Source organism: Ruegeria sp. C8 (assembly GCF_056537565.1).
Map to the genome: position 1 here is coordinate 1 of NZ_JBQFRV010000019.1, position 24,536 is coordinate 24,536.

A 24,536-nucleotide genomic window follows, 5' to 3' on the forward strand; every position below is an offset into this window, starting at 1 on the left:
TCAAAGACAAATGATCCCGCAAAAAACCAGACAATAACGTCCGACCCTCAACTTCACCGCTCACAGACATGCCATTCACAGTCAGCGATATATTTGGCATAAGACCTCCCCTTCTTTAGCTCATTCGCTTGGGGCGAGTTAAACACGGGAGGTCTGGCTTGAGAACAGGAATTTGTCGCTTTTTGACACCAGAGGGACTCAAAAGACCGATGCCATAAACTCATCGGCGCCGCCTGTAGGCCTCTGACCTACTTCTTCCGTTGCGCGCGAGGTTGCGGCCGGGTCGGGATTTCCTTGAGCAGACCACCCACACCCATCGCAGCAATATCAGCACCAGTGGTCTCAACCCCGCAGGCGACCCGCGACAAAACCCAATCAGCCCCGTTCAAAGCCGGAGAGCGCGCGCATCCCGGCAGGCCGATCACAGGTCTTGTGTCCAACGCCCCCAGAAACAGCAAATTGCCCGGATCCACCGGCATGCCGAACCGATCAACATCCCCGCCTGCGGCGCGCACGGCGGACGGGGCCACGTCGTTCACATCCGACGTGGCCGAGGCCGTCAGGATCATCAGCACATCGCCTTCGGAACGATCAATGGCCGATGCAAGTTGATCGGTTTTATGCGGGACGATCTGCACATCGCACAGGTCCATGCCAAGAGCTTCGACACGCCCGCGCATGGCTGCGATGCCCTTTTCATTGGGCGGTCCTCCGGCGATGTCCGTCACGATCAAACCCGCGCTGCGATAGACCGGCGCGACTAGGCGGACCGAGGCCTGCGCCAAGGCGGCCGCGCGTTGGACATCGGCTTTGGGAACGGCGTATGAGATCACCTTGATTGTCGCGACCATACCGCCCGCTGTCATCTGTTGATGCTGCGGGACCGTTGCGACGGTGATCATTGGATTGATGCGGTTGAATTGCTCGAGCGCGGCCACATCCAGCACCACCACGCCAGGTCCCTCAGCCAGAAGGTTCACACGGCCGGTAAACGCCTCGGTCAAGCGCAGGTTGGCGTCCGTGGGATCGGGGACCAGAGCTCGGGCCAGCAATTCGGCGGCCTCGTCCTCATGACAGTCGCCGGGTTCCAGACGGGCGACGATGACCTCGTCAAACCCAGCGCTGGACAATTGCGAGACATGCTCGGCAGTTAGCATGAGCCCTTTGCGCAGCTTTTGGTCCGAGACTTTGACGGAATGCGCGAGCATGGCTCCGGCGGCTTCGGTCACGGGCACAGGGCCGAATTTCATGCCTTACCTCGCAGAACGGCGGTCATCTGAGCCAGAATGGCCACGGCAATCTCGGATGGACCTGCCGCACCGATATCAAGACCGATCGGACCATGAATGCGCGCGATCTGAGTTTGGCTAAACCCCGCCTCGGTCATCCTCTCAACCCGTTTGGCATGGGTGCGGGTCGACCCAAGGGCGCCAATGTAGAACACATCCGCATCCAACGCGGCCTGCAGGGCCGGATCATCCAGCTTTGGATCGTGGGTCAACAGGACAATGGCCGTGCGCTGATCCAGACCCAGCTTGGCGACTGCTTCATCCGGCCAATCGGTCAACAAGGTCTCTCCGGGGAAGCGGCTGTCTGAGGCAAATGCCTCACGCGGGTCGATGACGGCCGGGTCGTAGCCCGCAATCCGCGCCATCGGCACCAAGGCCTGCGCGATGTGAACCGCACCGACGATGATCAACCGCAACGGCGGGTTGTGAACGGCGACGAAGGTCTTGCCGTCTTCCTCGAACCCAGACCGATCCATACGCAACCGATCCGCATAAGCATTCCGGCGCAAGGCCCTGTGTCCGCTGTCTGTATTCACTTCATAAGCAAGCGGTTCGCGGCGCGCACGGGCGGCTACCAACTCGGCCAGCATCGGCTCAGGCAGGACAGAACCGACCGGCTCGACTAAAACCCGGATGGTGCCACCACAGGCCAGACCGACGGCAAACGCATCTTCGTCGCTGACACCGAATTCAAGCAGGCGCGCCTCGCCCTCATCAATGGCTTCAATGGCTTCGACGATAACAGCGCCTTCGACGCAACCGCCCGAGACGGACCCTTCGATCCGCCCGTCCCTGCCGATCACCAGTTGAGACCCCACACGACGCGGTGCGCTGCCCCAGGTTTCGACAACAGTGGCCAGCGCGGCACCGCGGCTGCTACGGTGCCATTCCAAAGCGCGTTCCGGGCTGCTGTCGAATCGATCCATCGAATCCTCCTGGCTTGTTGCAAACCAACATAGGCAGCCTTGGGCCAATGAAAAGCGAACGTTAGTCGGAGACGGCAGACAATTCGCGACTATGTGGGCAGTAAAAGGCCGATTTGATATTCACACTCTCAAAGGATTGATTGCGAATACCCCACGTCTTAAGTTGAAACCGCGCCTGAATTTGGATTGGGCGCTCTCAATAAATTTCTCAACGGAGACGAAGAGTTGAAACGCATTCTTACACTGGGAACGGCGCTCGGCCTGTTGGCCTCGACCGCTGTATGGGCTGATACATTCGAACGCTACGGTGAGGTTGAAGGCTGGAAAGTCTTCATCGACAACGAAAAGAAATCCTGTCTGATTGAGGCCGTGGATGACGCGGAAAACGTTGTTCAGATGGGCCTGACCGAGGATCGCGGTGTGGGTTACGTTGGTGTTTTCACCAAGGCGGAAACCAATATCAAACGCGGTGAGAAAGAAGCCGTGGCAATCCTGCTGGGTGATAACCTTTATGTGGGTGAGGCCACTGGCATGAAGGGCAATATCACCAAGGGTTATTCCGGCGGTTATGTCCTGTCCGACGACCCACAATTTGCGGATGATTTGGCCAAGAAACAGGTCATGATCGTCTTCCCCGAAAAGGAATTTGCGTTCACCGTTGATCTGACTGGAACTTACAAGGCCATGGAAATGGCGCGTGAATGCAACGAAAAGCAGCTGGGCTAAACCCTAGCCGGAAAGCGCGGACATGAGCCGCGCTTTCTCTCCGACATCGTCCTGAGCAGAAATGACAGTGGCGAGGTCTTCCAGAGACGCAATCGAATGGCCCGCGCGGAAGCTGTCGACATGGGGCAGCATCGCCGCCACACCCTGCGCTTTGGGGGCGAACCCATCCCAACGCAGTAGCGGGTTCAGCCAGATCAAACGCCGGGCCGAAAGATGCAGACGCTCAGTCTCTTTCGCCAGGGCCTCGGACGCGCCGCGATCCAGCCCGTCCGAGATCAGCAGAACCACCGCACCCTGCCCCATGACGCGCCGCGACCAGTCCCGGTTGAAGGCGTGCAAGCAGTCTCCGATCCGCGTGCCCCCTTCCCAATCCTGCGCCTCGGCCCCGGCGGCAGCTAGGGCGGCATCTACATCGCGCTGGTGCAGGTGACGGGTGATATTGGTCAGTTGGGTGCCGAAGGTGAAGGCATAGACCTTGGCCCAGCCAGCCCCCTTGGCGTTCGAAACCGTGTGCAGAAAATGCAGGATCAGGCGGCTATACTGGCTCATCGAACCGGAGATATCGCAGAGCACGACCAGATTGGGCCAGCGCGGCCGGGGTTTTTGTTTCGCGATATCGTGCAGCTCTCCGCCCTGACGCATGGCGGCGCGCAGGGTTCTCGCCCGGTCGATCCGGTGGCCGATATGGCTGGCCTGGCTGCGGCGGCTTTCGATTGGTTTCACCGGCAGGCTGAGGCGCGACAGGAGGCGCTTGGCCTGCGCTATCTCATCAGTACTCATCTGTTCAAAATCCAGACTGCGCAGACGTTCCTCGGCCGAGGCGGTTTGCGAAGCGTCAATCTCAAGCTCGGTCTCGCCCAGCTGCTCCTCGGAGGTTTCAGGCTGATCGCGTTCAACCCCGTCAAGCAAGGCCTCAGCCGCGCGTTTTTCACCTGCGTCGGCTTTGCGTTCTTCCTGCACCCCACGAATGGCGGGCAGCATCATGGACATCATGTGTTCTAGATACCTTGGGTCGCGCCAATAGAGGCGAAAGACCTGCGCGAAGACGGTGCGATGTTCGGGGCGGTTCACGAAACAGGCGTGCAGGGTCCAGTAAAAATCCTGCTTTTCGGTGAAGCCTGCGGCCTCAACGGCCCGAATGGCATCCACCACACGACCGGTGCCGATCGGCAGCCCGGCTTTTCGAAGGGCGCGGGCGAAATGTGTGATGTTCTGCGCCAGCTTCGGGTTTTCGGGAATGTCGAGCGGGATCTGTTCGGCCATCAGCGTTCATGGGGGCTCTGCCCCCATACCCCCGAGGTATTTTCAAACAGAAGAAACATCAGGCCGGTTCTAAATCGGCCTTGGCTTCGTCAAGAATGCGTTTGGCCTCGGACCCTTGCAGTTTCTGGATATCGTCCTGGTATTTCAGGATCGCACCGAGGGTATCTCCGATCACTTCGGGGCTGAGGTTGATCACGTCCAGCGCAAGCAGGCATTTGGCCCAGTCTATGGTTTCGGCCACGCCGGGTTTCTTGAACAGGTCTTCGGTGCGCAGGCGCTGCACGAAGGCCACGACCTCGCGACTAAGCGATTGGGCCGCTTCGGGCGCGCGGGCGTTCAGGATTTCAATCTCCCGATCGAAATCCGGGTAGTCGACCCAGTGGTAAAGGCAGCGGCGTTTGAGGGCGTCATGTACCTCACGCGTGCGGTTGGAGGTGACAATCACCACTGGCGGTTCGGGAGCTTTTACGGTGCCGAGTTCCGGGATTGTGACCTGAAAATCACTGAGCGCCTCCAGCAGAAAGGCCTCGAATGGTTCATCCGTGCGGTCAAGCTCGTCGATCAGCAGCACCGGCGCGCCGTTTTCATCGGGCCTCATGGCTTGTAGCAAAGGGCGTTCGACGAGGTAGTCATCCGAGAACAGCTCGGTCTGCAGGGCAGAACGGTCTGCGCCGCCCGCAGCTTCGGCGGTTCGGATGGCGACCATTTGCGCAGGAAAGTTCCATTCATAGAGGGCAGAGGACGCGTCCAGCCCTTCGTAGCATTGCAGGCGGATCAGCCGGCGACCAAGCCCGGCGGCCAGCGCCTTGGCGATCTCGGTCTTACCGACACCGGCCTCGCCTTCCAGAAACAGCGGCCGGCCGAGTTTGAGCGACAGGAAGACGACCGTTGCCAGTGCACGGCCGCAAACATAGCCCTGTGCGCTTAGCATGGTTTGAACCGCGTCTATGGAATCTGACTGTGTCATGTGCTGAATTCTCCCTTGCCACAAAAGGTCATGGCCGCGCCTGTGCGTCAAGGCCATCACCCATTTCTGAGCTACGACGTTCGAACGAGTTGACAAGGGCTTTTCCGGCGGCGGCCTCTGTGCTAGCGGGGGCGCATGACCGATAGCATCACGATCCGCCGCCCCGACGATTGGCATCTGCACCTGCGCGATGGCGCGATGTTGCAGGCCGTCCTGCCCGAAACCGCCCGCCATTTTGGCCGTGCGATCATCATGCCCAATCTGGTGCCTCCGGTGGTGACCGGCGCGCACGCCGCCGCCTATCGCGAACGTATCATGGCTGCGCTGCCCGAAGGGATGACGTTCGAGCCGCTTATGACTCTGTATCTGACCGAAGATACGGATCCAGAAGACCTCGCCGCTGCACATGCAAGCGGGTTGGTCAAGGCGGTCAAGCTATACCCGGCAGGTGCAACGACCAATTCGCATTCGGGTGTTCGGAATTTCGACAATGTGCGTCCGGTGCTGGAGAGGATGGCCGAGATCGGCCTGCCCCTTTGTGTTCATGGCGAGGTCACCGATTCCGAGATCGACATTTTCGATCGTGAGGCTGTGTTCATCGACCGCGTTCTGGATCCAATCCGCAAGGCCACGCCGGGCCTGCGCGTTGTGATGGAGCATATTACGACCCGCGACGGGGTTCAGTATGTTGCCGCCAACGAGGCCGATCTAGGAGCGACGATCACGGCGCACCACCTGATCATTAACCGCAACCACATTCTGGTGGGCGGGATCAAACCTCACTACTACTGCCTGCCCGTCGCCAAACGTGAAGAACACCGGCTGGAGCTGCTGAAGGCCGCGACCTCGGGCGATCCGCGCTATTTCCTGGGCACGGACAGCGCACCGCATACGGATGACAACAAGGAAATGGCTTGTGGCTGTGCGGGCTGTTTCACGGCAACCAACACCATGTCCTTGGTGGCCGAGATGTTCGACCGCGAAGGTGCCTTGGACAAGCTGGAAGGGTTTGTGTCGTTGAATGGTCCGGCCTTCTATGGCTTGCCGGTGAACGAAAGCTCAATCACGTTGACCAAGGGAGACCCGGTCGAATACCCGTCGAAGATCGAAAGCGGCGATGGCCCTGTCACCGTATTCGACCCTGGCTTCCCGTTGCACTGGCGCGTGGTTTAACCCGCCAGTTTTGCAGCCAGATCGCGGGCGCGACCTCCGGTGCGCAGCATCGACCAGATCGCGTCCGCCTCGTCCCCTCCAATCAGTTTCGACGCTTTGGCCCGGACACGGTCTTCCCGATCCGCCAGAGACATCGGAGCCATCAGATCATGGGTAACCTCGCGTCGCACGCCGTCGCGCCGCAGCAGCTTCAGATGGGCCTGGGTCTCGGTCAGGGTCTCATCCGCCTCGACCGTGATACGGTCTCGCAAAGAGCGAATTCGAGGATCGGCGCAGACCTTTTCGGTGTAACTGCTTGGCAAAGCGGTGTCGTAGCCAAGCGCCTGCATAGCGATCACCGTGCGATAGGAAAACTTCGCCCCCAACCCCGTGGTCGGAGACATCTGGTTGCACACGCTCATCCAACGCGGATGGGTTTTGACCTTGATTTCAGCCACTTCGGGTTCGGCAATATCCAGACGCAGAGCAGCCTCAAGCGCGGCGTGTAAACCGTGGCAGCAGGCGTGGAACTTGTGGCTGACCGATTCGAACAGCCATTCCTCTCCTAACCCGTCCAGCGCCGCCGACGCATCCGCTGCGCCCTGATGGGTGGCGCCAAATCCGTACTGGCCCTCTAGCGCACTCGCATTGGGCTCAAAGCCCCGTTTAATCAGCAACGCGGCCTCGATCCCGGCCGATGCGCCCAATCCTGCGTTGTAGGGTTTGCCCATGGTGCCGAATTGAGCTTTCAGACCGGCCGCGCGCGTGGCCGTAAGGCCAAGAACTTCCTGAATCTGGTTGGCATCAAACCCAAGAACCCGACCCGACGCAACCGCCGCCCCAAAGGCCCCCGCAGTCGCCGTTTGGTGAAACCCGGCCTGATAGTGGTCTCGACCGAGCCAGAGGCCGATACGGATCGAAACCTCCATCCCGATCAGGGCCGCTTCCAACAGATCAACGAGGATACGGTCATCCCATTCCGAAACCGCCAAGGCCGCTGGTAGTATAGCAACCGACGGATGGCCGATATGGGCGAAATGGGTGTCGTCATAGTCCAGCGCGTGGGACACCGTTCCATTGACCAGTGCCGCCGCACGTAGAGGTGCTGCCCCGCCGCCGAACAGATGGGCCTGTGCTACGCCGCCCTCCTCCTGCACCATGTCCCGAACGGCGACTGACACGGGCTCGGGTACACCGGCACGACCCACGGCGATCCAGTCGAGAACGGACAGAGACGTAACAGCCCGCGCCCGCGCGGTTGTGTTGACGGGGCCAGCGGCAAAACTCGCGAGCGTTGAGGTAAGTCCAGACATAGCGCGCAGTCTAGCGCGCGTCGGTCGTTGGTAAAGCCTTAGCTGTAAAGCTCGGCGGCACGCGCCTCGAACGCGCGCACGATGCGCTGCATGGCCTCGTTGAAGACAACACCAATGATCCCTTGCAGGATGGCGTTCTTGAACTCGAAATCTACATGGAACGAAACGTTGCACCCACCTTCAGGGGCGTCTTCAAACTGCCAGTCCGATTTCATGTATTTGAACGGGCCGTCCAGATATTCGGTGTCTATCTTCTTTTGACCGGCAAACAAGGTCACCCGACTGCCAAACCTTTCGCGAAACACCTTGAACGAGATCACCAAATCCGCCTCCATCACCTCGGCCTCGCCAGCCGCATAGGTCTTGCGGATACGCGCGGCGGCACACCAAGGCAGGAACTTGGGATAGCTCGCCACGTCAGCAACCAGATCATACATCTGCTGGGCCGTGTAAGGCAGGTGACGCGTTTCCGAGTGGATAGGCATGGCAATCCGGCATTAGAAGGTGACAATGGCGCGTCATGTCGTATGTTGCGCGCCAAAGATCAAGGGGGCTGTGATGACTGACCGCGCTTATGTGATAGATGAGATGATCTCGGCCAAGGCAATTGCAGCCAGAATCGAAGAGCTTTGCCGCGAAATTACCGAAGAATTCGGCAATACCGACAAGCTAGTCGTCGTCGGCCTGCTGCGTGGCTCTTTCGTGTTCATCGCTGATCTGGTCCGTGAGTTGGACCTGCCGATCGAGGTGGATTTCCTTGAGGCCTCCTCTTACGGAGACGCGATGGAGAGCAGCAGAGAAGTGCGAATTCTCAAGGACTTGCGCGGCGCGATTGAGGGTCGCGATGTGCTGGTGGTCGAAGACATCGTTGACACGGGCCATACGCTGAACCACGTTACCAACCTGCTACGCAGTCGTAAGCCGAAACGACTGAAGTCCATTGCCCTGCTGGACAAACCCAGCCGGCGTGAGGTTGATTTTCGTTCAGATTGGATCGGGTTCGAAATCCCTGATGAGTTCGTGGTGGGCTACGGAATCGACTACGCGCAGCGCAATCGCAACTTGCCGTTCATCGGCAAGGTTCGGTTTACCTGAACGCGACCTCAGCCCAGCACCTGCCGGATCGCCGCTAAAAAGACGCCCGTACCAATTGGGATCAGCGCGTCCGGGAAATCATAGTCGGGATTGTGCAACTGGGGGTGATCTCGCCCTGCTCCCAACCAAAACATCGCCGATTTTGCGCCTTTGCCGAACTGGCCAAAATCTTCCGAGAACCTTTGCGGCTCGTCGCTCAGCTTGCACGCAACAGATTGATCCGCACAGGCCTCGGCCAAAATAGTCACCGCCTCGGAATTGTTGGTGCAGGCCTCGAAGACATCCTCATAGGTGATCTCGGCACTCAAGTTCTCGGACTTGGCGACCTGCTGAACCAAAGCCTCAGAATCGGCAATGAGCTTTGCCATCCGGTCGTCTGACACGGTACGCAATGTCACCCACAGCTCAGCTTGACCGGGAGCGACGCCAAAGGTCTGCGCTCCGAGGCTGGCATGCGTGATCGTGGTCAGCGCGTAGTCAGCGTTCAGGGCGCCTGCCGTGCCAAGCCGTGTGAGTTCTGGGATCAATGCGGACAACGCGCCCGCCGGAGAAACCCCGTCCTGCGGCGCGGCGGCATGCGAGGTCTTTCCGGTTAATGCAATCCGCATACCGCGAGAAGCGCAGTTGGTTGGCCCCTGACACAGCTCAACCTCGCCCAGTTTCAGCCCCGGCAAGTTATGAAGAGAAAACACGTAATCCGGCGCAAGCTTAGCGAATGCAGGATCGTCTCGGAACGCCTTGGCCCCCTGCCCGGTTTCTTCAGCGGGTTGGAAAATCAGAACCACCCGTCCGCGCGTCGGGCGCTGTTCCTGCAACGCAAGCGCCACACCGAGAACCATCGACATATGGCCGTCATGCCCGCACAGATGCCCTTTACCCGGCACCGTCGAGACATACGGCTGCTCCGAGAGTTCCTTGATCGGCAACCCATCCAGCTCACACCGAATGGCGACGGTGGGACCGGTTGTACCGCTGTCGAAGACCGCCGCAACTCCGTGCCCGCCGAGGTCGGTCAGCACGGTATCCGCCCCTGCGCGACGCAGCTCATCAGCTATGCGCGCGGCAGTTTCACGCTCTTGCCCAGAAAGTTCGGGATGTTGATGCAAACTATGGCGAAGCGCTGTCAGCTGCGCCAATCTATCAGGCGTCACGCTTGCCCCAGCTTCGCCTGCCGTGCCGCACGCAAGCGCGCGAAATCATCCCCCGCGTGGTAGGACGAACGCGTCAGCGGAGTGGCAGAGACCATCAGGAAACCCTTGCCATACGCGGCTTTTTCATAGGAGGCGAACTCTTCAGGCGTCACGAAACGGTCCACAGCGTGATGCTTAGGCGTCGGTTGCAGATACTGACCAATGGTCAGGAAATCTATGTCCGCAGCGCGCATGTCATCCATGACCTGACCGACTTGCTGCTTGTCCTCACCCAGACCGACCATGATGCCGGATTTGGTGAAGATCGACGGGTCCAGTTCCTTCACTCGCTGCAACAGGCGCAGCGAATGGAAATACCGCGCGCCGGGGCGCACCTCGGGATAGAGGCCCGGTACGGTTTCGAGGTTGTGGTTGAACACATCCGGCTTGGCCTCGACCACGGTCTCAAGCACTTCGGGCTCACATTTCAGGAAATCGGGCGTCAGAATCTCGATCGTGGTCTTGGGCGAGCGGTGGCGGACGGCGCGAATGGTCTGTGCGAAATGATCTGCTCCCCCATCTTTCAAATCGTCCCGGTCAACCGAGGTGATCACGACGTGGTTCAGACCCAATTTTTGCACCGCATGCGCCACACGACCCGGCTCAAACGCGTCCAGCGAGTCCGGACGTCCCGTGGCGATGTTGCAGAAGGTACACCCGCGGGTACAGATCTCGCCCATGATCATCATGGTGGCGTGACCCTGGCTCCAGCACTCACCCACATTGGGGCATCCGGCCTCTTCGCAAACCGTCACCAGATTGTTTTCACGCATGATCTTATGCGTCTCGGCATAGCCCTTGCCGCCTGGCGCCTTGACCCTGATCCATTTCGGCTTCTTAGGCTGGGCATTGTCCGGGCGATGCGCCTTTTCGGGGTGACGTTGTTCTGGGATTTTCAGATCGCGCACGGGCAGTTTTCCTAACTTTGGGTCAACTTTGTGTACCCATAACATAAAACACTCGCGCCTGTTACACCAGCGACGCATAGCCGCTATGCACATATCTCGCGAGCGTCAAATTAGTTCAAACTTAAACTATATTTTTCGCACGTAAAATCAATGGATAAGCCAATCAAACCTTTCTTGCAGATACAGCATTTCATGGATTGCATGCAATTTAGAACTGATTTAAATCGCCAGAAAGTCACAACTGAATCACAGGAACTTGAACATGAAGACCGGCGCAAAACTGCCCGATGTGACCTTCCATACGCGCGTCCGCGACGAGGCCGTCGAAGGCCCCAACCCGTTCCGCTGGGAAGACAAGACAACCGCCGATTATTTCGCTGGCAAACGAGTGATCCTGTTCTCGCTGCCCGGCGCTTTCACCCCCACATGTTCGACCTACCAGCTGCCCGGATTTGAAAACGGTTACGCCGATTTCACCGCCAAGGGTATCGACGAGATCTACTGCATGTCCGTCAATGACAGCTTTGTCATGAACAAATGGGCGCAGGATCAAGGCCTGCAGAACGTCAAGGTCATCCCTGATGGTTCGGGTGAGTTCACCCGCAAGATGGGGATGCTGGTCGACAAGGACAACCTTGGTTTTGGCATGCGCTCGTGGCGCTATGCTGCCATCATCAATGACGGCGTCGTCGAAGCATGGTTCGAAGAGCCCGGTCTGATGGATAACTGCCCCGAAGACCCGTATGGCGTGTCCTCGCCAGAGACTCTGATCCAGCATTTGGAAGCAGCCGCCGAACCCGCGCTGGCGTAAATCTGGAACTTAAGAGCTGAATACAGGCCCGCTTCTAGCGGGCCTTTTCATATCCGCGTGGCCGAAACGATCTGTTCCCCCACATCCCGGATTACCTGGGCCAAACGATCCACCCATCCGTCGTCTGTTGTTGATGCACGCCGAACAAGCCCCACCGTGCGCGCCGGTTGCGGGGCGCCGAAACGCAATAGCTTCATGCCCGGAACAGCTTCTGATTCCGATTTTGCGGCCAATTCGGGCATCAGGGTCAGGCCGAACCCCTCAGCAACCAATCGGGAAAGCGTCGCAAGCGAAGAGGCCCCCATGTTGATCTGTCCACTACCCCGATCCTGACCGCAGACCTCAAGCGCTTGATCCGTCAAGCAATGGCCATCCTCCAACAGCATCAATTGTGCTGATTGCAAATCCAGAGGGCGCAGCATCTCGGGGCTGGTGTTCACACGTTGCAGCCGCGCTGCGCTGCCTGCCAGCAGGAAGTGATCCTGGAACAACGGCGTTTCGCGGAATTCCGAGCCACCGGCTGGCAGGGCCAGAACCGCAGCGTCGATCTCGCCTTCGCGGAGCAAAGACAGCAACCGTTCGGTCCTCGCCTCGCGGATCTGCACGCGCAGCGAAACATCTGCGGCGCGTAGACCACCCAGAACGCCGGGCAGAAGATACGGCGCAATTGTCGGGATGATCCCGATCGACAACGACCGATGGCCGCCAGAATGATCCCGCGCGAACTGGTCCAGCCGCACAGCTGCCCCCAGCACCTGACGCGCATGTTCCAGAACGTCTCGCCCCAGTGGCGTCAGCAGGATGTCCCGCGCCTGACGCTCGAACAGTACACCACCCAGCGTTTCCTCAAGCGATTTGATCTGAACGGACAGCGCAGGTTGCGACACATTGCAGACCTGCGCAGCGCGGCCAAAATTGCGCTGCTCGGCCACGGCTTGAAAGTACTGCAACTGTTTCAGCGTAAAATTCATAGCCCTTGATTATCACCAAGGGCCAAAACCACAAGAGAGAGTTATCTCTAGCCGATCATGCGATCTTGGCCAGAGAGATCTTCATAGTGTCGTTTCAGGCGCTGCAACGCGATGCGCAGAACGATCTTGCCCGAACGCGCCGACCAGCCCATGCGCTTTTCGGCCAGCTCCAGCCCCTCAAGATAACAACAACAGCGCAGCGCGACGTCACTTAGCCCCGGACCAAGGTCCGACAACGCGCGCGCCACACGGTCTTTCGCGTCCGACGCCCCTCGCCCACCGTGAGATTCACTGTCGAAATTGCCGCGCCCGCCCCCAGTCAGAAAGCGATCCCAGTTCTGCGCAACCTGCGGGCCGATCTGCGCCAGTTCAAAGTCTTCGCGCAAACGCTCCCCGGCACGGACCAGCGTTTCATCGAGAAAGGGTTTACCGTCCCGGTCCCGCCGCCGCGCCAAGGCGATCAACGGGCTTTCCGCAGCACTATAACGCATGCGTTGGGCGCGTTCAGGGGCGTCTCCGTTTGACTTCGGTTGGAACGCTGCCTGTGCTTCGGCCATGCTGAACTCATTTCGCGACCGAGCCTTGTTTTCCACCTTGGCCACCAAACGGTTGAGCGCCGCGCGCCCCGATGTTGAGATCCGGTATCGGGAAATACGGCCCGGATTGTCACAGGAAATCCAGTCCTGCAAGGCAAGCGCCTGTGCGATCTTGCAGTCAACAACGGCCGTCCTAGTGGTTCCGGCCTCACCGGTGTCACGCACGACCACGGCCTTCTCCATATCCTCGGCCACCGCCAAAACCGATCCCGTCTCACATAGGCGTCTCAGCACACGCAGCGCTTCGCCCTCGAATGAGTCGTCTTCCTGGTTGTCCTGTCCGCCTGCGTCAAAGCGGCGCGTCCGATCAGAGACCGAGAAATGCGTCTCGGCCAGCGATTGCAGCGCCGCATCGACCAAAGGATCATCGCGGCGCATTTCGACCCGTCGGATTTGTCTGAGAATGGTCGAGGCATGGCACCCGGCCGATCTTGCGATATCCCGGATCGACTGACCGGTTTCCGTGTGCGCAAGGTAACGCTGTGCCCCCTCGGGAACCCATGCCGGAATAGTGAATGCCACGTTGTTTTCCATATTCATTTGCCCTCGTCGACAAAACAGACTGCCACTTTTGCCCCCCGAAATTAAAGTTAACCAAATCTAACTAGAGGTGGTTTCGTTACTCGTTCGTTAACCCCGGAGCGCAGCAACCAGATTTGATTCAAAAAGATAAACAGTCGTGAAACCAACGTTCGGGGCGACCCGTAAGGGCGCAACACCCGCTTAGGTTGTGTGACAAACAGGGCGTCAATTTTCCGAACAAGAGGCACCTGAAATGCGAGACCTGATGACCATGATCACGACCCTGCGCCGCCCTCGTCTATTGGCGCGCGCTGCAAAATTCGGGGCGCAGGATTACAACCGTGATCGGCATCTTCAGCGCATCCTTGGCTATGGTCGACTGCCGGGGAACGGGGCCGCTCTGATGCGGCTTATGGATATGGAGAGAGAGCAAGATACGCTTCGAAAAGAAGAGGACGCCGCCTATTCTCTGGTCAGGCATCTTGATCTTCTGATTGCGCTTTTGGGTGAGGCGCAGCTGTACCAAGCCAGCCGCGCCACACAGTTCGAGTGATCAGGTAAATGCGTCCGGCATCGAGGCTTTCTTGTCTGCGATATAAGCCTCCAGCGCCTCTTTGGTGGCCGGGTCCATCTGCGGCTGCTGGTAGTTGGCCAGCAGATGCTCGACCCGGGCCGAGGCCAGCTGACGCGTATCGCGTGAACCTTCATCCTGCCAGGTCTCGAACGGTTTGTAGTCCAGCACCTCGGTTTTCCAGAAGGCTTCCTTGAAGTTGGCCTGCGTGTGCTCGCAGCCAAGATAGTGACCGCCCGGTCCCACTTCGCGGATCGCACCCATCGCCTGTGCGTTCTCGTCATAGGCGACACCTTTGGCCAGACCGTGCAGAACACCAAGTTGATCGGCATCCATCACGAACTTCTCAAAGTCTGCAACCAGACCGCCTTCGAGCCAGCCGCACGAGTGCAGCATGAAGTTCACGCCCGACATCAAACCCATGTTCAGAGAGTTCGCGGTCTCATATGCCGCCTGCGCATCAGGCAGTTTCGAGCCACAGAACGACCCCGCAGAGCGGTAGGGCAAGTTGAGGCGGCGGGCCAGCTGACCTGCACCATAGGTGATATGCGCGGCCTCGGGTGTACCAAAGGTCGGCGCGCCCGAGTTCATGTCAATCGAAGTCACGAACGCACCAAAGATCACGGGTGCTCCCGGACGGATGATCTGGCTATAAGCGATACCTGCCAGCACCTCGGCCAGAACCTGCGTCAGCGTCCCTGCAACCGACACCGGCGCCATCGCACCACCGACGATGAAAGGCGAGACGATGCAAGCCTGATTGTTCTTCGCGTAAACCTCTAGCGACCCCATCATCACATCGTCAAAGGTCATCGGCGAGTTGATGTTGGTCAGCGAGGTCATCACGGTGTTGTTCTGAACGAATTCCTTGCCAAACAGAATCTCGCACATCTCAACCGAATCCTGTGCGCGGCTAGGGTCGGTCACGGAACCCATGAAGGGTTTGTCCGACAGTGTCATGTGCGCCATCAGCATATCGAGGTGGCGTTTGTTCACCGGAATATCGGTCGGTTCGCAAACGGTACCACCCGAGTGGTGCAGCCACTTGGACATGTAGGCCAGTTTCACAAACTTGTTGAAATCATCCATGGTCGCATAGCGACGACCACCCTGCGCATCACGCACGAACGGAGGGCCGTAGACAGGCGCCAGAACCATGTTGCGGCCGCCGATCACAACCGATTTCTCGTGGTTGCGGGCGTGCTGAGTGAACTGGCTCGGGGCCGTTTTGATCAGCTGGCGCGCCAGACCACGCGGGATGCGCACGCGTTCGCCATCAACATCCGCACCCGCATTGCGCCAACGCTCCAGCGCGGCGGGATTGTCGACAAAGTTGACGCCAACCTCTTCCAGAATCGTTTCGGCGTTGTGCTCGATGATCTCCAACGCTTCTTCGTTGAGGACCTCAAAGTTCGGAATGTTCCGCTCAATGTACTTTGCGGTGTCGATCCGAACCGCAGTGCGTTCTGCCCGGCGGGCGGCTCCGCCACCACCGCGACCTCGACGACGTGCTGATGCTTCAGCCATTTTTCCTCACCATACTTTGGATGTGTTGATTGGGGTTCTATCTAGCCCGCCAACACTCGCTACTATTGGAAGATAACGGCTATTGGCACATAAAAGCGACATTACGCCGCGACGTGACCCTTTAAAATAACGGTTTCAGGTCTCGTTCGCGTCTTCCCACTCAACACTCAGAATCCCCGGTTCAAGAATAAGTGGCGCTGCGATTTTGTGTTGCACGTTTTCGGGATGATCTTCGGTGGAAACGAGAATTTCCAGTGTTTGCAAACCTTTGTCGTCTGCATCTCCCTTTTGAAACCCGACAATGCGCACCCCGTTTTGCGCCAAAGCCTGCAGCGCCGCGGCACGGACCTCTGCCTGCGCATCTGCCGCGCACTGCACGAGGATGCGGAACTCTTGCGTCAAGGGAACCCCGGCACGTGTCGTTTTTTTCAACCATTTCACCAAAGGCCGCAGCCCCAGATTCACAAAAATGACAAAACCCGTCATCATGATCGCAAAGATCCAGGCACCACTGCCAGCCATCATCCCAACAGCCGCTGAACACCACAAGGTCGCCGCCGTGTTCAAGCCGTGAATGGTGAACCCGTGCCGAAAGATGATGCCAGCACCAAGAAACCCGATCCCCGATACGACCTGCGCGGCCACGCGTGTCGGACTCACCTCATCTGGGTAGAGCGCCGAGAACACCACAAAAGCCGCGGCGCTTAGGGCCACCAGCGCATTTGTGCGCAAACCTGCCATACGTTGGCGCACCTGACGCTCGGACCCGATCAACGCCCCGCAGAACATGGCCAAAGCCAGATTCAAAGCGGCAAGTTCAACAGCTATGGGCAAACGCATCTCTCCTATTCGGGTGTCCGCATGACGCAGACGGAAAAATCGTCATATTTTTGTTACAAAACTTTTACAATAGCCGAAACGCAGTTTCCCTGAAATGCGGGTATCCGCCCTTCAGCAAAGACCTTTCTCTTGCGAATTCGTCACGCTTGGCCTATGGCCCGCACATGAGTGATACATCCCACGACCGCCTTCTGATCATCGACTTCGGCAGCCAGGTAACGCAGCTGATTGCACGCCGTCTGCGCGAGCTGAATGTCTATTGCGAAATCCATCCCTACCAGAACGTCACCATGGAATTTGTGCGCGAAATGGCGCCCAAGGCGGTGATCTTTTCGGGTGGGCCGGACAGTGTCACGCGTGAGGGCTCTCCGCGCGCGCCGCAAGAGATTTTCGACTATGGCGTTCCGATCCTGGGCATCTGTTATGGCCAGCAGGTGATGATGCACCAACTGGGCGGCAAGGTCGAAAGCGGCCATGGCACTGCCGAGTTTGGCCGCGCCTTTGTCACTCCGAAAGGTCAGCTGGATATCCTGAAAGACTGGTTCGCGGATGGTGATGAACAAGTCTGGATGAGCCACGGCGACCATGTCAGCGAAATCGCTCCCGGGTTTGAGGTTTACGGCACCTCCGCCAACGCGCCGTTTGCCATCACGGCAGACAGCAAGCGCCATTTCTACGCTGTGCAGTTCCACCCCGAGGTGCATCACACGCCCAAGGGCGCGAAACTATACAAAAATTTTGTGAAGCTCGCCGGGTTCAGCGGCGACTGGACGATGGGTGCCTATCGCGAACAGATGATCGAGAAGATTCGCGAGCAGGTCGGCGACAAGAAAGTCATCTGTGGCTTGTCCGGCGGCGTCGACAGCTCGGTGGCCGCGATCCTGATCCACGAAGCGATCGGTGATCAACTCACCTGCGTCTTTGTTGACCACGGGCTGCTTCGCAAGAACGAGGCGCAGGAAGTCGTCGGCATGTTCCGCGACAACTACAACATTCAGCTGATCCATGCGGATGAAAGCGATCTGTTCCTGGGCGAGTTGGACGGTCAAAGCGACCCCGAGACCAAGCGCAAGATCATCGGCAAGCTGTTCATCGACGTGTTCCAGAAACACGCCGACACAATCGACGGCGCCGAGTTCCTGGCCCAAGGCACGCTCTACCCTGACGTCATCGAGTCCGTCTCGTTCAGCGGAGGCCCTTCGGTCACGATCAAGTCGCACCACAATGTTGGTGGCCTGCCCGAGAAGATGGGTCTGAAGCTGGTCGAACCCCTGCGTGAGCTGTTCAAAGATGAGGTCCGCGCGCTGGGTCGCGAGCTAGGTCTACCGGACAGCTTCATCGGCCGCCACCCATTCCCCGGACCGGGTCTGGCTATTCGCTGCCCCGGAGAGATTACCCGAGAGAAGCTGGAAATCCTGCGGGAAGCCGATGCAGTCTACATCGACCAGATTCGCAAACACGGGCTCTATGATGAAATCTGGCAGGCCTTTGTAGCGATTCTTCCCGTCCGCACCGTCGGCGTCATGGGCGATGGCCGCACATATGACTACGCCTGCGCGCTGCGTGCCGTGACGTCAGTTGATGGCATGACGGCCGACTATTACCCTTTCAGCCACGAATTCCTGGGCGAAACCGCCACTCGGATCATAAATGAGGTCAAGGGCATCAACCGATGCACCTATGACATCACCTCGAAACCTCCGGGAACGATTGAGTGGGAATGAGAAAAAAGCCGGGTTCTGACCCGGCTTTTTTGTTTCTCCGACACTGAGAAAAGTGATTTAAAGTCAGACATCTAAACCAATCGTTAAGAGGCGCAGCGTGCAGGGCGACAAAACGCAGTTTGGTAAGGCCGCTCTGTGGATGACCGGCGCCATTGCCTCGTTCTCCTCAATGGCCGTCGCTGGTCGAGAACTGAGCCTGCATCACGATACTTTCGAGATCATGATGTATCGCAGTTTTGTCGGCGTGCTCATCGTAGCGCTAGTACTGACGGCGACCCGCAAATGGCATCAGGTCACAACCGAGCGTCTTGGTTTGCACGCCCTTCGCAACACGTTCCATTTCACCGGCCAAAACCTTTGGTTCTACGCCGTCGGAGTGGCCCCTCTGGCGCAGGTTTTCGCGCTTGAATTCACCCAACCGATCTGGGTTATCCTGCTTTCTCCGCTTCTTTTGAAAGAGCGCCTGACCGCGATCCGCATGACATCGGCACTGATCGCGTTTGCTGGCGTCCTGATGGTGACAAGACCCGGAACCTCAAGCCTTTCTCCGGGCATTCTCATGGCTGCTGGAAGCGCGATTTTCTTCGCGTTTACAACAATCACGACGAAACAACTCACCCGCCATGCAAGTATCGGATGTATCGTGTTTTGGCTGACTGTGATGCAGGCGGTTCTGGGCACGATTGCGGCAGGGATAGACCAGCAAATCGCATTGCCAACGCTGCAGACTGCACCCTTTTTGTTGCTGGTTGGTCTGGCCGGTCTTTTGGCGCATTTCTGTATCACAAACGCGCTTGCAATCGCCCCGGCGACCGTGGTGGTGCCGTTCGACTTTGCCCGCCTGCCGACAATCGCGGTTGTCGGTATGCTTCTTTATCATGAACCACTGGATCACTGGACGCTGCTCGGAGCAGCCGTGATCTTTTCAGGTATCTTTCTGAATGTTTGGTCCGAAAATCGTAACAGTTTAGCAACAGTTCGTGCCGACACTCATAAGAAGTAACGCACGGTCACTAGTTGACGATAAAATAGACACCGAGACAGTATCGGGCATTCAAATCGAGCGGGTCGGCATCCGTACACTCACACGATGCCATACAGGCCTTCAAGGGACAGTAAGGGAGGAATACATGAGAAAGGCGCTACTATCAGCGTGCGCGCTTTGCGTGGGGACAACGGCTGGCCACGCTGGCGGCCTGGACCGAAGCGGTCAGGGCATAAACTTGATTTTCGAAGAAGGATCGGTAGTGCAGTTCCGGTTGGGATATACGAAGCCTAGGGTGAGCGGCTCACTACTTGATGCGAACCCCGGCAGCCCAACGCAGGGGCAGGTTATCGACTCTGGAAACGTAGCAAACGACTTCTTCACGCCACATCTCGGCTACAAAACTTCTCTAACCGAGAAGCTCGACTTTGCGATTATGTATGACGAGCCCTTCGGTGCCGATATCGCGTATGGCCCCAACTATCCTCTTTCTATCAACCCAATCCCGGGTGGACGAACAGGCGTACTAGAAGCGAAAGCGGATACCGAAGCAATTACGGCTTTGCTTCGCTACAAGTTTGATGGCGGCTTTAGTGCGATCGGCGGGGTCAGGGCCCAGCGAGTGAGCGCCAGCGTCACGGTCCCGGCCGCCGCAGGCTACGAAGTTAGTACTGATGCAGACGTGGCCTTTGGGTATGTCGTAGGCGTCGCTTGGGAAAAACCGGAAATTGCAGCGAGGGTTGCGCTTACCTACAACTCCAAGATCAGCCACGATTTGTCTCAAACAGAGTCGGTAAATCCAATTCCGGGCGCTGGTATTCCACCTGGAACAGTAGCGACCTTTGATACGGATTCTGAGGTCGAAACGCCACAGTCGATCAATCTGGATTTCCAAACCGGCGTAGCACCCAAAACACTGCTATTCGGCTCGATCAGGTGGGTTGATTGGCCGCAATTGGAGTATGATCCGCCAAACTATCCGCCGACCACTGCACTGGTTAGCTATGGCAATGCCACCTACACTTACACTCTAGGTTTGGGATACCAGTTCTCTGAAGAGTTTTCAGGCGCTGTGACGTTAGGCTATGAAACCGACGAAGGAGAACCGGTGACCAACCTGGGTCCCACAGACGGTTTCTGGAGCATCGGTCTTGGCGGCACCTACTCTCTGGAAAAAGCCAAAATCTCGGCGGGCGTTCGCTACACCGATATTGGTGACGCAACGGCTGACGGTGGGTTTGGTCAAACAGCTGACTTCTCTGGCAACAGCGCTTGGAGTGTCGGTTTCCAGATCACCTACGCACTGGACTAATCACCCCCACACAAAAACCAATCAGACCCCGCCGTTTCGGTGGGGTCTTTTTGTTTCCGCATCTTTCGGGTCGCCGCATGAACTCAAAGCTGCCACAACCTGTTCATGGAACAACAAAAACACCTATCCCCCCGCGCATGGGCTGAGCTTTCGCTGCTGGGTGCCATCTGGGGCGCATCTTTCGTTTCAATTCGGATTGCGCTGGACACGATACCAGTGATGACCTCGGTGCTGCATCGGACATTCTGGGCCATGTTGGCCTTGTGGTTGGTCGTTTGGCTCAAGGGCCTGAATGTTCCGACCTCATCACGCCTGTGGTTTGGTTTTCTGGTCATGGGACTGCTCAACAACGTGATTCCGTTCTCGCTGATGGCGTGGGGGCAGTTGTACATTGACACCGGCCTCACGGCGATTTTGAACGCGGCAACGGCTATCTTTGGCGTTCTCATTGCTGCCCTCTTCTTTTCCGACGAGAGGTTGACATCACCGCGCCTTCTCGGCGCAGGACTGGGCTTTTTCGGTGTCTCAATCGCAATTGGTATCAGCAACCTCACCAGCTTCAGCCTGCAAAACACAGCTCAACTTGCCATCCTCGCGGGCACTATATCCTACGCATTTGCCGGCGTTTGGGCTCGCAAACATCTAAGCTCCCTCCCCCCGATTGTCGCGGCTGCAGGGATGCTGACCGGCTCGACCCTTTTCATGATCCCGATTGCCCTCATGACAGACGGCATCCCAAGCTTCAGCCTGCCTGCGGTCACATGGGCGGCAATCGCGTATTATTCCCTGATTGCGACGGCGGGTGCTTATCTTCTCTACTACCGGGTCCTTGCGATGGCGGGCAGTGGCAATCTGTTGCTCGTGACCCTCATCATCCCACCTGTCGCGATCGTTTTGGGCGCCTTGCTGCGAGACGAGGCACTGGATCCACGCGCCTATGTCGGCTTTGCCGTGCTGGCCGCGGGACTATTGATCCTCAACCGAGCCGTCCCACGCGATTGACGCCGCCGCCTGCCCGATTTAGCAAAGGCAAAAACAAGGGACAGCGCAAGATGATCTACAGCTCGGCAAGAGATTGGCGTGGGGCTGCACGCAAGAAGGTGCTGTTTTTCGGCATGTCGGGGCTGGGCAAGACCTATGTATCCAACATCCTGCGGGACAGCGGTGGCTGGTTTCACTACTCGGTCGACTACCGGATCGGCACCCGCTACATGGGCGAATACATCGCCGATAACGCCAAGGCTGAGGCGATGAAAGTCCCATTCCTGAGGGAACTTCTGCTGTCGGATTCGATATATATCGGCTCGAACATCTCGTTCGAGAACCTGACCCCTGTCGCATCCTATCTTGGCAAACCCGGTAATCCGGCGCTTGGCGGATTGGAGATGTCCGAGTACCGCCGCCGACAGGAGCAATTCCGACTTGCCGAAATTCACGCCCTTCTGGACACCGAATATTTCGTGGATCGGGCAGAGCGTCTTTATGGATATCCGCATTTCATCTGCGACACCGGCGGGTCGATTTGCGAGTGGGTCGACCCGGATGATCCAGCGGATCAACTGATGTCCGAGTTGTCAAAACAGGCGCTGATGATCTGGCTGAAGGGTGACGAAGACCACACGGCCGAGTTGGTCCGACGCTTTGACAAGGCCCCCAAGCCGATGTCCTATCAGGCTGAATTCCTGACCCGCGTCTGGGCCGAATATCTGGATCAACACGGCTGCTCCGAGTCTGACGTAGACCCCGACGCGTTCATCCGGTGGACCTACGCTCAGGCGCTTGCCCATCGTCAGCCCCGGTACGAGGCGATGGCGAAAAACTGGGGCGTTACAATATCGGCCAAGGATATCGGAAAGGTGCGTGATGCGGCTGATTTCGATGAGTTGATCGAACGCACCCTTGAGACCAGGCGCGATCGCGCCTAACTACCTCCTCCTAACCTACTCAAAAGTCTGACCCGATGCCGATCAAAATCCCATCCGAACTGCCCGCCTTTGACGTCCTGACCCAGGAAGGCGTCATGGTCATGGCTGCGGATCAGGCAATGCGGCAAGACATTCGCCCCCTGCGGATCGGACTGCTGAATCTGATGCCCAAGAAGATCCAGACCGAGAACCAGTTCGCACGTCTGATCGGGGCCACTCCGCTGCAGATTGACCTGTCTCTGATCCGCATGACCGAGCATCGGACCAAGAACACCGCCGCTGCGCATATGGCCGAGTTCTATAAGCCGTTCAAGGACGTGAAGGACCAGAAGTTTGACGGCCTGATCATCACCGGTGCGCCGATCGAGCATCTGGAATTCGTTGATGTCACCTATTGGGAAGAACTCCGCGAGGTGTTTGAGTGGACCCAGACCAACGTCCATTCCACGTTCGGGGTGTGCTGGGGTGGTATGGCGATGATCAACCATTTCCACGGCGTGAAAAAACACATGCTGGACGCCAAGGCCTTTGGCTGTTTCCGGCATCGGAACCTACTCCCATCCTCTCCATTTTTGCGAGGATTCTCGGATGATTGCGTTATTCCCGTCAGTCGCTGGACCGAGATGAAACAGGCTGAGATCGACGCCGCGAACGGTCTCGTCACGTTGCTGGGCAGCGATGAAGCAGGTCCTTGCCTTGTCGAAGATCCGGCGCATCGTGCGCTCTATATCTTCAACCATTTCGAATATGACAGCGATACGTTGAAGCAGGAATATGATCGGGACATCGCCAATGGCACACCGATCAACGTGCCGATGAACTACTATCCGGATGATGATCCGACGAAAGCGCCGCAGAACCGGTGGCGCAGCCATGCGCATCTGCTCTATGGTAACTGGATCAATGAAATATATCAGTCCACACCATTCGATATGAGTGAAATTGGCAGCTAAGATCTGGATACTCCTGACGCTGGGCCTGATCGGCTTCTCAGCGTTTACCTTGTGGCGCGCCGCCCAGAGCGAGGCCCGCGCTGCGGAGGCGTTTCCACCCGAAGGCCAGATACTCGACGTGGATGGAATTGCCGTGCATGCGGTTGTCATGGGGGATGGCCCTGATGTGGTCTTGATCCACGGCTCCAGCGGAAATACCCGCGACATGACGTTCGCCTTGGCCCCTATTCTGGCCAAAGACTACCGCGTGATCGTGTTTGACCGTCCCGGCCTTGGCTATTCGGACAGTTTCAATCCCCAAGGCGAAACCATCCAGGAACAGGCGGATATCCTGCAACGCGCCGCTGCCCAACTTGGCGCAGAGAAACCCATCGTCGCCGGACAGAGTCTAGGAGGGTCAGTGGCGCTTGCTTGGGCAGTGACCCGGCCTGACAATCTCTCGGGCCTCGTGCTGATCGCCCCGGCCGCGATCCCGTGGGAGACGCCGCTGGACAATTTCAACCGATTGGCAGCAACCAACCTAGGAAGCGCGCTTGCCCTGCCCCTCATCACCTCTTATGTGCCGGAGTCTTATGTCGAAACGGCCCTCGACAAAGTGTTTGCTCCGCAAACTGCACCCGAAGGCTATGCCGAGCATTTCGGCCCCGCCCTGACGATGCGCCGCGCCTCAATGCATGCCAACGCAAAACAACGGGTCCGGCTGCTGGAAGAGATTGAGCGTCTGCAGCCCCGATACGGTGAAATCTCTGTGCCTACCGAAATCATTCACGGCACGGCAGATACGACGGTCAAGCTGGATTGGCACTCAACCCGCTTGATCGAACAAATCCCCGGTGCCGAGCTGATCGAGCTGCCGGGCATCGGCCATATGCCTCAGGTCGTCGCAGCCGATGAGGTCGCCGCCGCCATAGACCGCGCCGCACAACGGGCGGGTTTGCGTTAGGCCAGCACCTAATCCATAGTAAGATAT

24 protein-coding genes are annotated in these 24,536 nt (G+C 58.1%); 12 read left to right on the top strand and 12 right to left on the bottom strand.

What is annotated here, in order from left to right; genetic code table 11:
- Nucleotides 1-248 precede the first annotated feature (248 nt).
- Complete coding sequence (locus ACR0KL_RS19500) at nucleotides 249-1,250, bottom strand: molybdopterin-binding protein (protein ID WP_480777405.1); 1,002 nt, start codon at nucleotides 1,248-1,250, stop codon at nucleotides 249-251.
- A complete protein-coding gene (locus ACR0KL_RS19505) occupies nucleotides 1,247-2,215 on the bottom strand; it encodes an XdhC family protein (RefSeq protein WP_480777406.1) in 969 nt (322 codons plus the stop codon). The genes ACR0KL_RS19500 and ACR0KL_RS19505 overlap by 4 nt, the downstream gene beginning before the upstream one ends.
- A gap of 225 nt (nucleotides 2,216-2,440) precedes the next feature.
- Here ACR0KL_RS19505 and ACR0KL_RS19510 point away from each other — a divergent pair, with 225 nt between their 5' ends.
- Entirely contained in the window at nucleotides 2,441-2,941 is a 501-nt protein-coding gene (locus ACR0KL_RS19510; protein WP_480539830.1) for a hypothetical protein, read from the top strand.
- A gap of 3 nt (nucleotides 2,942-2,944) precedes the next feature.
- Here the strand turns inward: ACR0KL_RS19510 and ACR0KL_RS19515 are convergent, their stop codons facing one another.
- Both ACR0KL_RS19515 and ACR0KL_RS19520 read right to left on the bottom strand, forming a co-directional pair.
- Complete coding sequence (locus ACR0KL_RS19515) at nucleotides 2,945-4,204, bottom strand: vWA domain-containing protein (RefSeq protein WP_480777407.1); 1,260 nt, start codon at nucleotides 4,202-4,204, stop codon at nucleotides 2,945-2,947.
- Nucleotides 4,205-4,262: 58 nt separating this feature from the next.
- The gene (locus ACR0KL_RS19520) at nucleotides 4,263-5,171 is read right to left on the bottom strand and encodes an AAA family ATPase (RefSeq protein ID WP_480777408.1); all 909 of its coding nucleotides are present in this window, start codon (nucleotides 5,169-5,171) and stop codon (nucleotides 4,263-4,265) included.
- A gap of 135 nt (nucleotides 5,172-5,306) precedes the next feature.
- Here ACR0KL_RS19520 and pyrC point away from each other — a divergent pair, with 135 nt between their 5' ends.
- The gene (pyrC, locus tag ACR0KL_RS19525) at nucleotides 5,307-6,344 is read left to right on the top strand and encodes a dihydroorotase (RefSeq protein ID WP_170677815.1); all 1,038 of its coding nucleotides are present in this window, start codon (nucleotides 5,307-5,309) and stop codon (nucleotides 6,342-6,344) included.
- Here the strand turns inward: pyrC and ACR0KL_RS19530 are convergent.
- Nucleotides 6,341-7,636, bottom strand: a complete 1,296-nt coding sequence (locus tag ACR0KL_RS19530; RefSeq protein WP_170677813.1) for an MmgE/PrpD family protein — start codon at nucleotides 7,634-7,636, stop codon at nucleotides 6,341-6,343. The two genes, pyrC and ACR0KL_RS19530, sit on opposite strands and share 4 nt — an antisense overlap.
- Before the next feature lie 38 nt (nucleotides 7,637-7,674).
- Entirely contained in the window at nucleotides 7,675-8,121 is a 447-nt protein-coding gene (locus tag ACR0KL_RS19535) for a type II toxin-antitoxin system RatA family toxin (RefSeq protein ID WP_170376815.1), read from the bottom strand.
- 73 nt (nucleotides 8,122-8,194) lie between these two features.
- On the opposite strand from ACR0KL_RS19535, the gene hpt reads away from it, so the two are divergent.
- Nucleotides 8,195-8,731, top strand: a complete 537-nt coding sequence (hpt, locus tag ACR0KL_RS19540) for a hypoxanthine phosphoribosyltransferase (protein ID WP_170376813.1) — start codon at nucleotides 8,195-8,197, stop codon at nucleotides 8,729-8,731.
- A gap of 8 nt (nucleotides 8,732-8,739) precedes the next feature.
- On the opposite strand, the gene ACR0KL_RS19545 is transcribed toward hpt, so the two are convergent.
- Together ACR0KL_RS19545 and lipA are read right to left on the bottom strand one after the other, a co-directional pair.
- Entirely contained in the window at nucleotides 8,740-9,882 is a 1,143-nt protein-coding gene (locus ACR0KL_RS19545) for an amidohydrolase (protein ID WP_170677811.1), read from the bottom strand.
- Nucleotides 9,879-10,829, bottom strand: a complete 951-nt coding sequence (lipA, locus tag ACR0KL_RS19550; protein ID WP_170551141.1) for a lipoyl synthase — start codon at nucleotides 10,827-10,829, stop codon at nucleotides 9,879-9,881. Before lipA ends, ACR0KL_RS19545 begins: the two co-directional genes overlap by 4 nt.
- A gap of 262 nt (nucleotides 10,830-11,091) precedes the next feature.
- On the opposite strand from lipA, the gene ACR0KL_RS19555 reads away from it, so the two are divergent.
- On the top strand, nucleotides 11,092-11,640 hold the full coding sequence (locus tag ACR0KL_RS19555) for a peroxiredoxin (RefSeq protein ID WP_170660320.1): 549 nt from the start codon (nucleotides 11,092-11,094) through the stop codon (nucleotides 11,638-11,640).
- A 47-nt stretch (nucleotides 11,641-11,687) separates the two neighbouring features.
- Here the strand turns inward: ACR0KL_RS19555 and ACR0KL_RS19560 are convergent, their stop codons facing one another.
- Together ACR0KL_RS19560 and ACR0KL_RS19565 are read right to left on the bottom strand one after the other, a co-directional pair.
- Complete coding sequence (locus ACR0KL_RS19560; protein WP_170526544.1) at nucleotides 11,688-12,611, bottom strand: LysR substrate-binding domain-containing protein; 924 nt, start codon at nucleotides 12,609-12,611, stop codon at nucleotides 11,688-11,690.
- A gap of 47 nt (nucleotides 12,612-12,658) precedes the next feature.
- On the bottom strand, nucleotides 12,659-13,741 hold the full coding sequence (locus ACR0KL_RS19565; protein WP_170677859.1) for a DUF6456 domain-containing protein: 1,083 nt from the start codon (nucleotides 13,739-13,741) through the stop codon (nucleotides 12,659-12,661).
- 241 nt (nucleotides 13,742-13,982) lie between these two features.
- On the opposite strand from ACR0KL_RS19565, the gene ACR0KL_RS19570 reads away from it, so the two are divergent.
- Nucleotides 13,983-14,282 (top strand): DUF6477 family protein, encoded by a 300-nt coding sequence (locus tag ACR0KL_RS19570; RefSeq protein WP_170677809.1) that lies wholly within the window; start codon nucleotides 13,983-13,985, stop codon nucleotides 14,280-14,282.
- On the opposite strand, the gene ACR0KL_RS19575 is transcribed toward ACR0KL_RS19570, so the two are convergent.
- Complete coding sequence (locus ACR0KL_RS19575) at nucleotides 14,283-15,827, bottom strand: trimethylamine methyltransferase family protein (protein ID WP_170677807.1); 1,545 nt, start codon at nucleotides 15,825-15,827, stop codon at nucleotides 14,283-14,285. It lies immediately after the preceding gene.
- A 135-nt stretch (nucleotides 15,828-15,962) separates the two neighbouring features.
- A complete protein-coding gene (locus ACR0KL_RS19580) occupies nucleotides 15,963-16,661 on the bottom strand; it encodes an MgtC/SapB family protein (protein ID WP_170470543.1) in 699 nt (232 codons plus the stop codon).
- A 170-nt stretch (nucleotides 16,662-16,831) separates the two neighbouring features.
- On the opposite strand from ACR0KL_RS19580, the gene guaA reads away from it, so the two are divergent.
- From guaA to ACR0KL_RS19615, 7 genes are all read left to right on the top strand, one after another.
- Nucleotides 16,832-18,391, top strand: a complete 1,560-nt coding sequence (guaA, locus tag ACR0KL_RS19585; RefSeq protein ID WP_480777409.1) for a glutamine-hydrolyzing GMP synthase — start codon at nucleotides 16,832-16,834, stop codon at nucleotides 18,389-18,391.
- Between the two features lie 97 nt (nucleotides 18,392-18,488).
- On the top strand, nucleotides 18,489-19,394 hold the full coding sequence (locus ACR0KL_RS19590) for a DMT family transporter (RefSeq protein WP_480554548.1): 906 nt from the start codon (nucleotides 18,489-18,491) through the stop codon (nucleotides 19,392-19,394).
- 220 nt (nucleotides 19,395-19,614) lie between these two features.
- Nucleotides 19,615-20,688, top strand: coding sequence for an OmpP1/FadL family transporter (locus ACR0KL_RS19595; RefSeq protein ID WP_480554550.1), 1,074 nt, complete (start codon nucleotides 19,615-19,617; stop codon nucleotides 20,686-20,688).
- A 105-nt stretch (nucleotides 20,689-20,793) separates the two neighbouring features.
- Nucleotides 20,794-21,690 carry a DMT family transporter gene (locus tag ACR0KL_RS19600; protein WP_480777410.1) on the top strand — a complete coding sequence of 299 codons (897 nt, stop codon included), beginning with the start codon at nucleotides 20,794-20,796 and terminating at the stop codon, nucleotides 21,688-21,690.
- A gap of 50 nt (nucleotides 21,691-21,740) precedes the next feature.
- On the top strand, nucleotides 21,741-22,613 hold the full coding sequence (locus ACR0KL_RS19605; RefSeq protein ID WP_480777411.1) for an ATPase: 873 nt from the start codon (nucleotides 21,741-21,743) through the stop codon (nucleotides 22,611-22,613).
- Nucleotides 22,614-22,648: 35 nt separating this feature from the next.
- Nucleotides 22,649-23,566, top strand: coding sequence for a homoserine O-acetyltransferase MetA (metA, locus tag ACR0KL_RS19610; protein WP_170677801.1), 918 nt, complete (start codon nucleotides 22,649-22,651; stop codon nucleotides 23,564-23,566).
- Nucleotides 23,556-24,509, top strand: a complete 954-nt coding sequence (locus ACR0KL_RS19615) for an alpha/beta fold hydrolase (RefSeq protein ID WP_170677799.1) — start codon at nucleotides 23,556-23,558, stop codon at nucleotides 24,507-24,509. The genes metA and ACR0KL_RS19615 overlap by 11 nt, the downstream gene beginning before the upstream one ends.
- The last annotated feature ends 27 nt before the right edge of the window (nucleotides 24,510-24,536 follow it).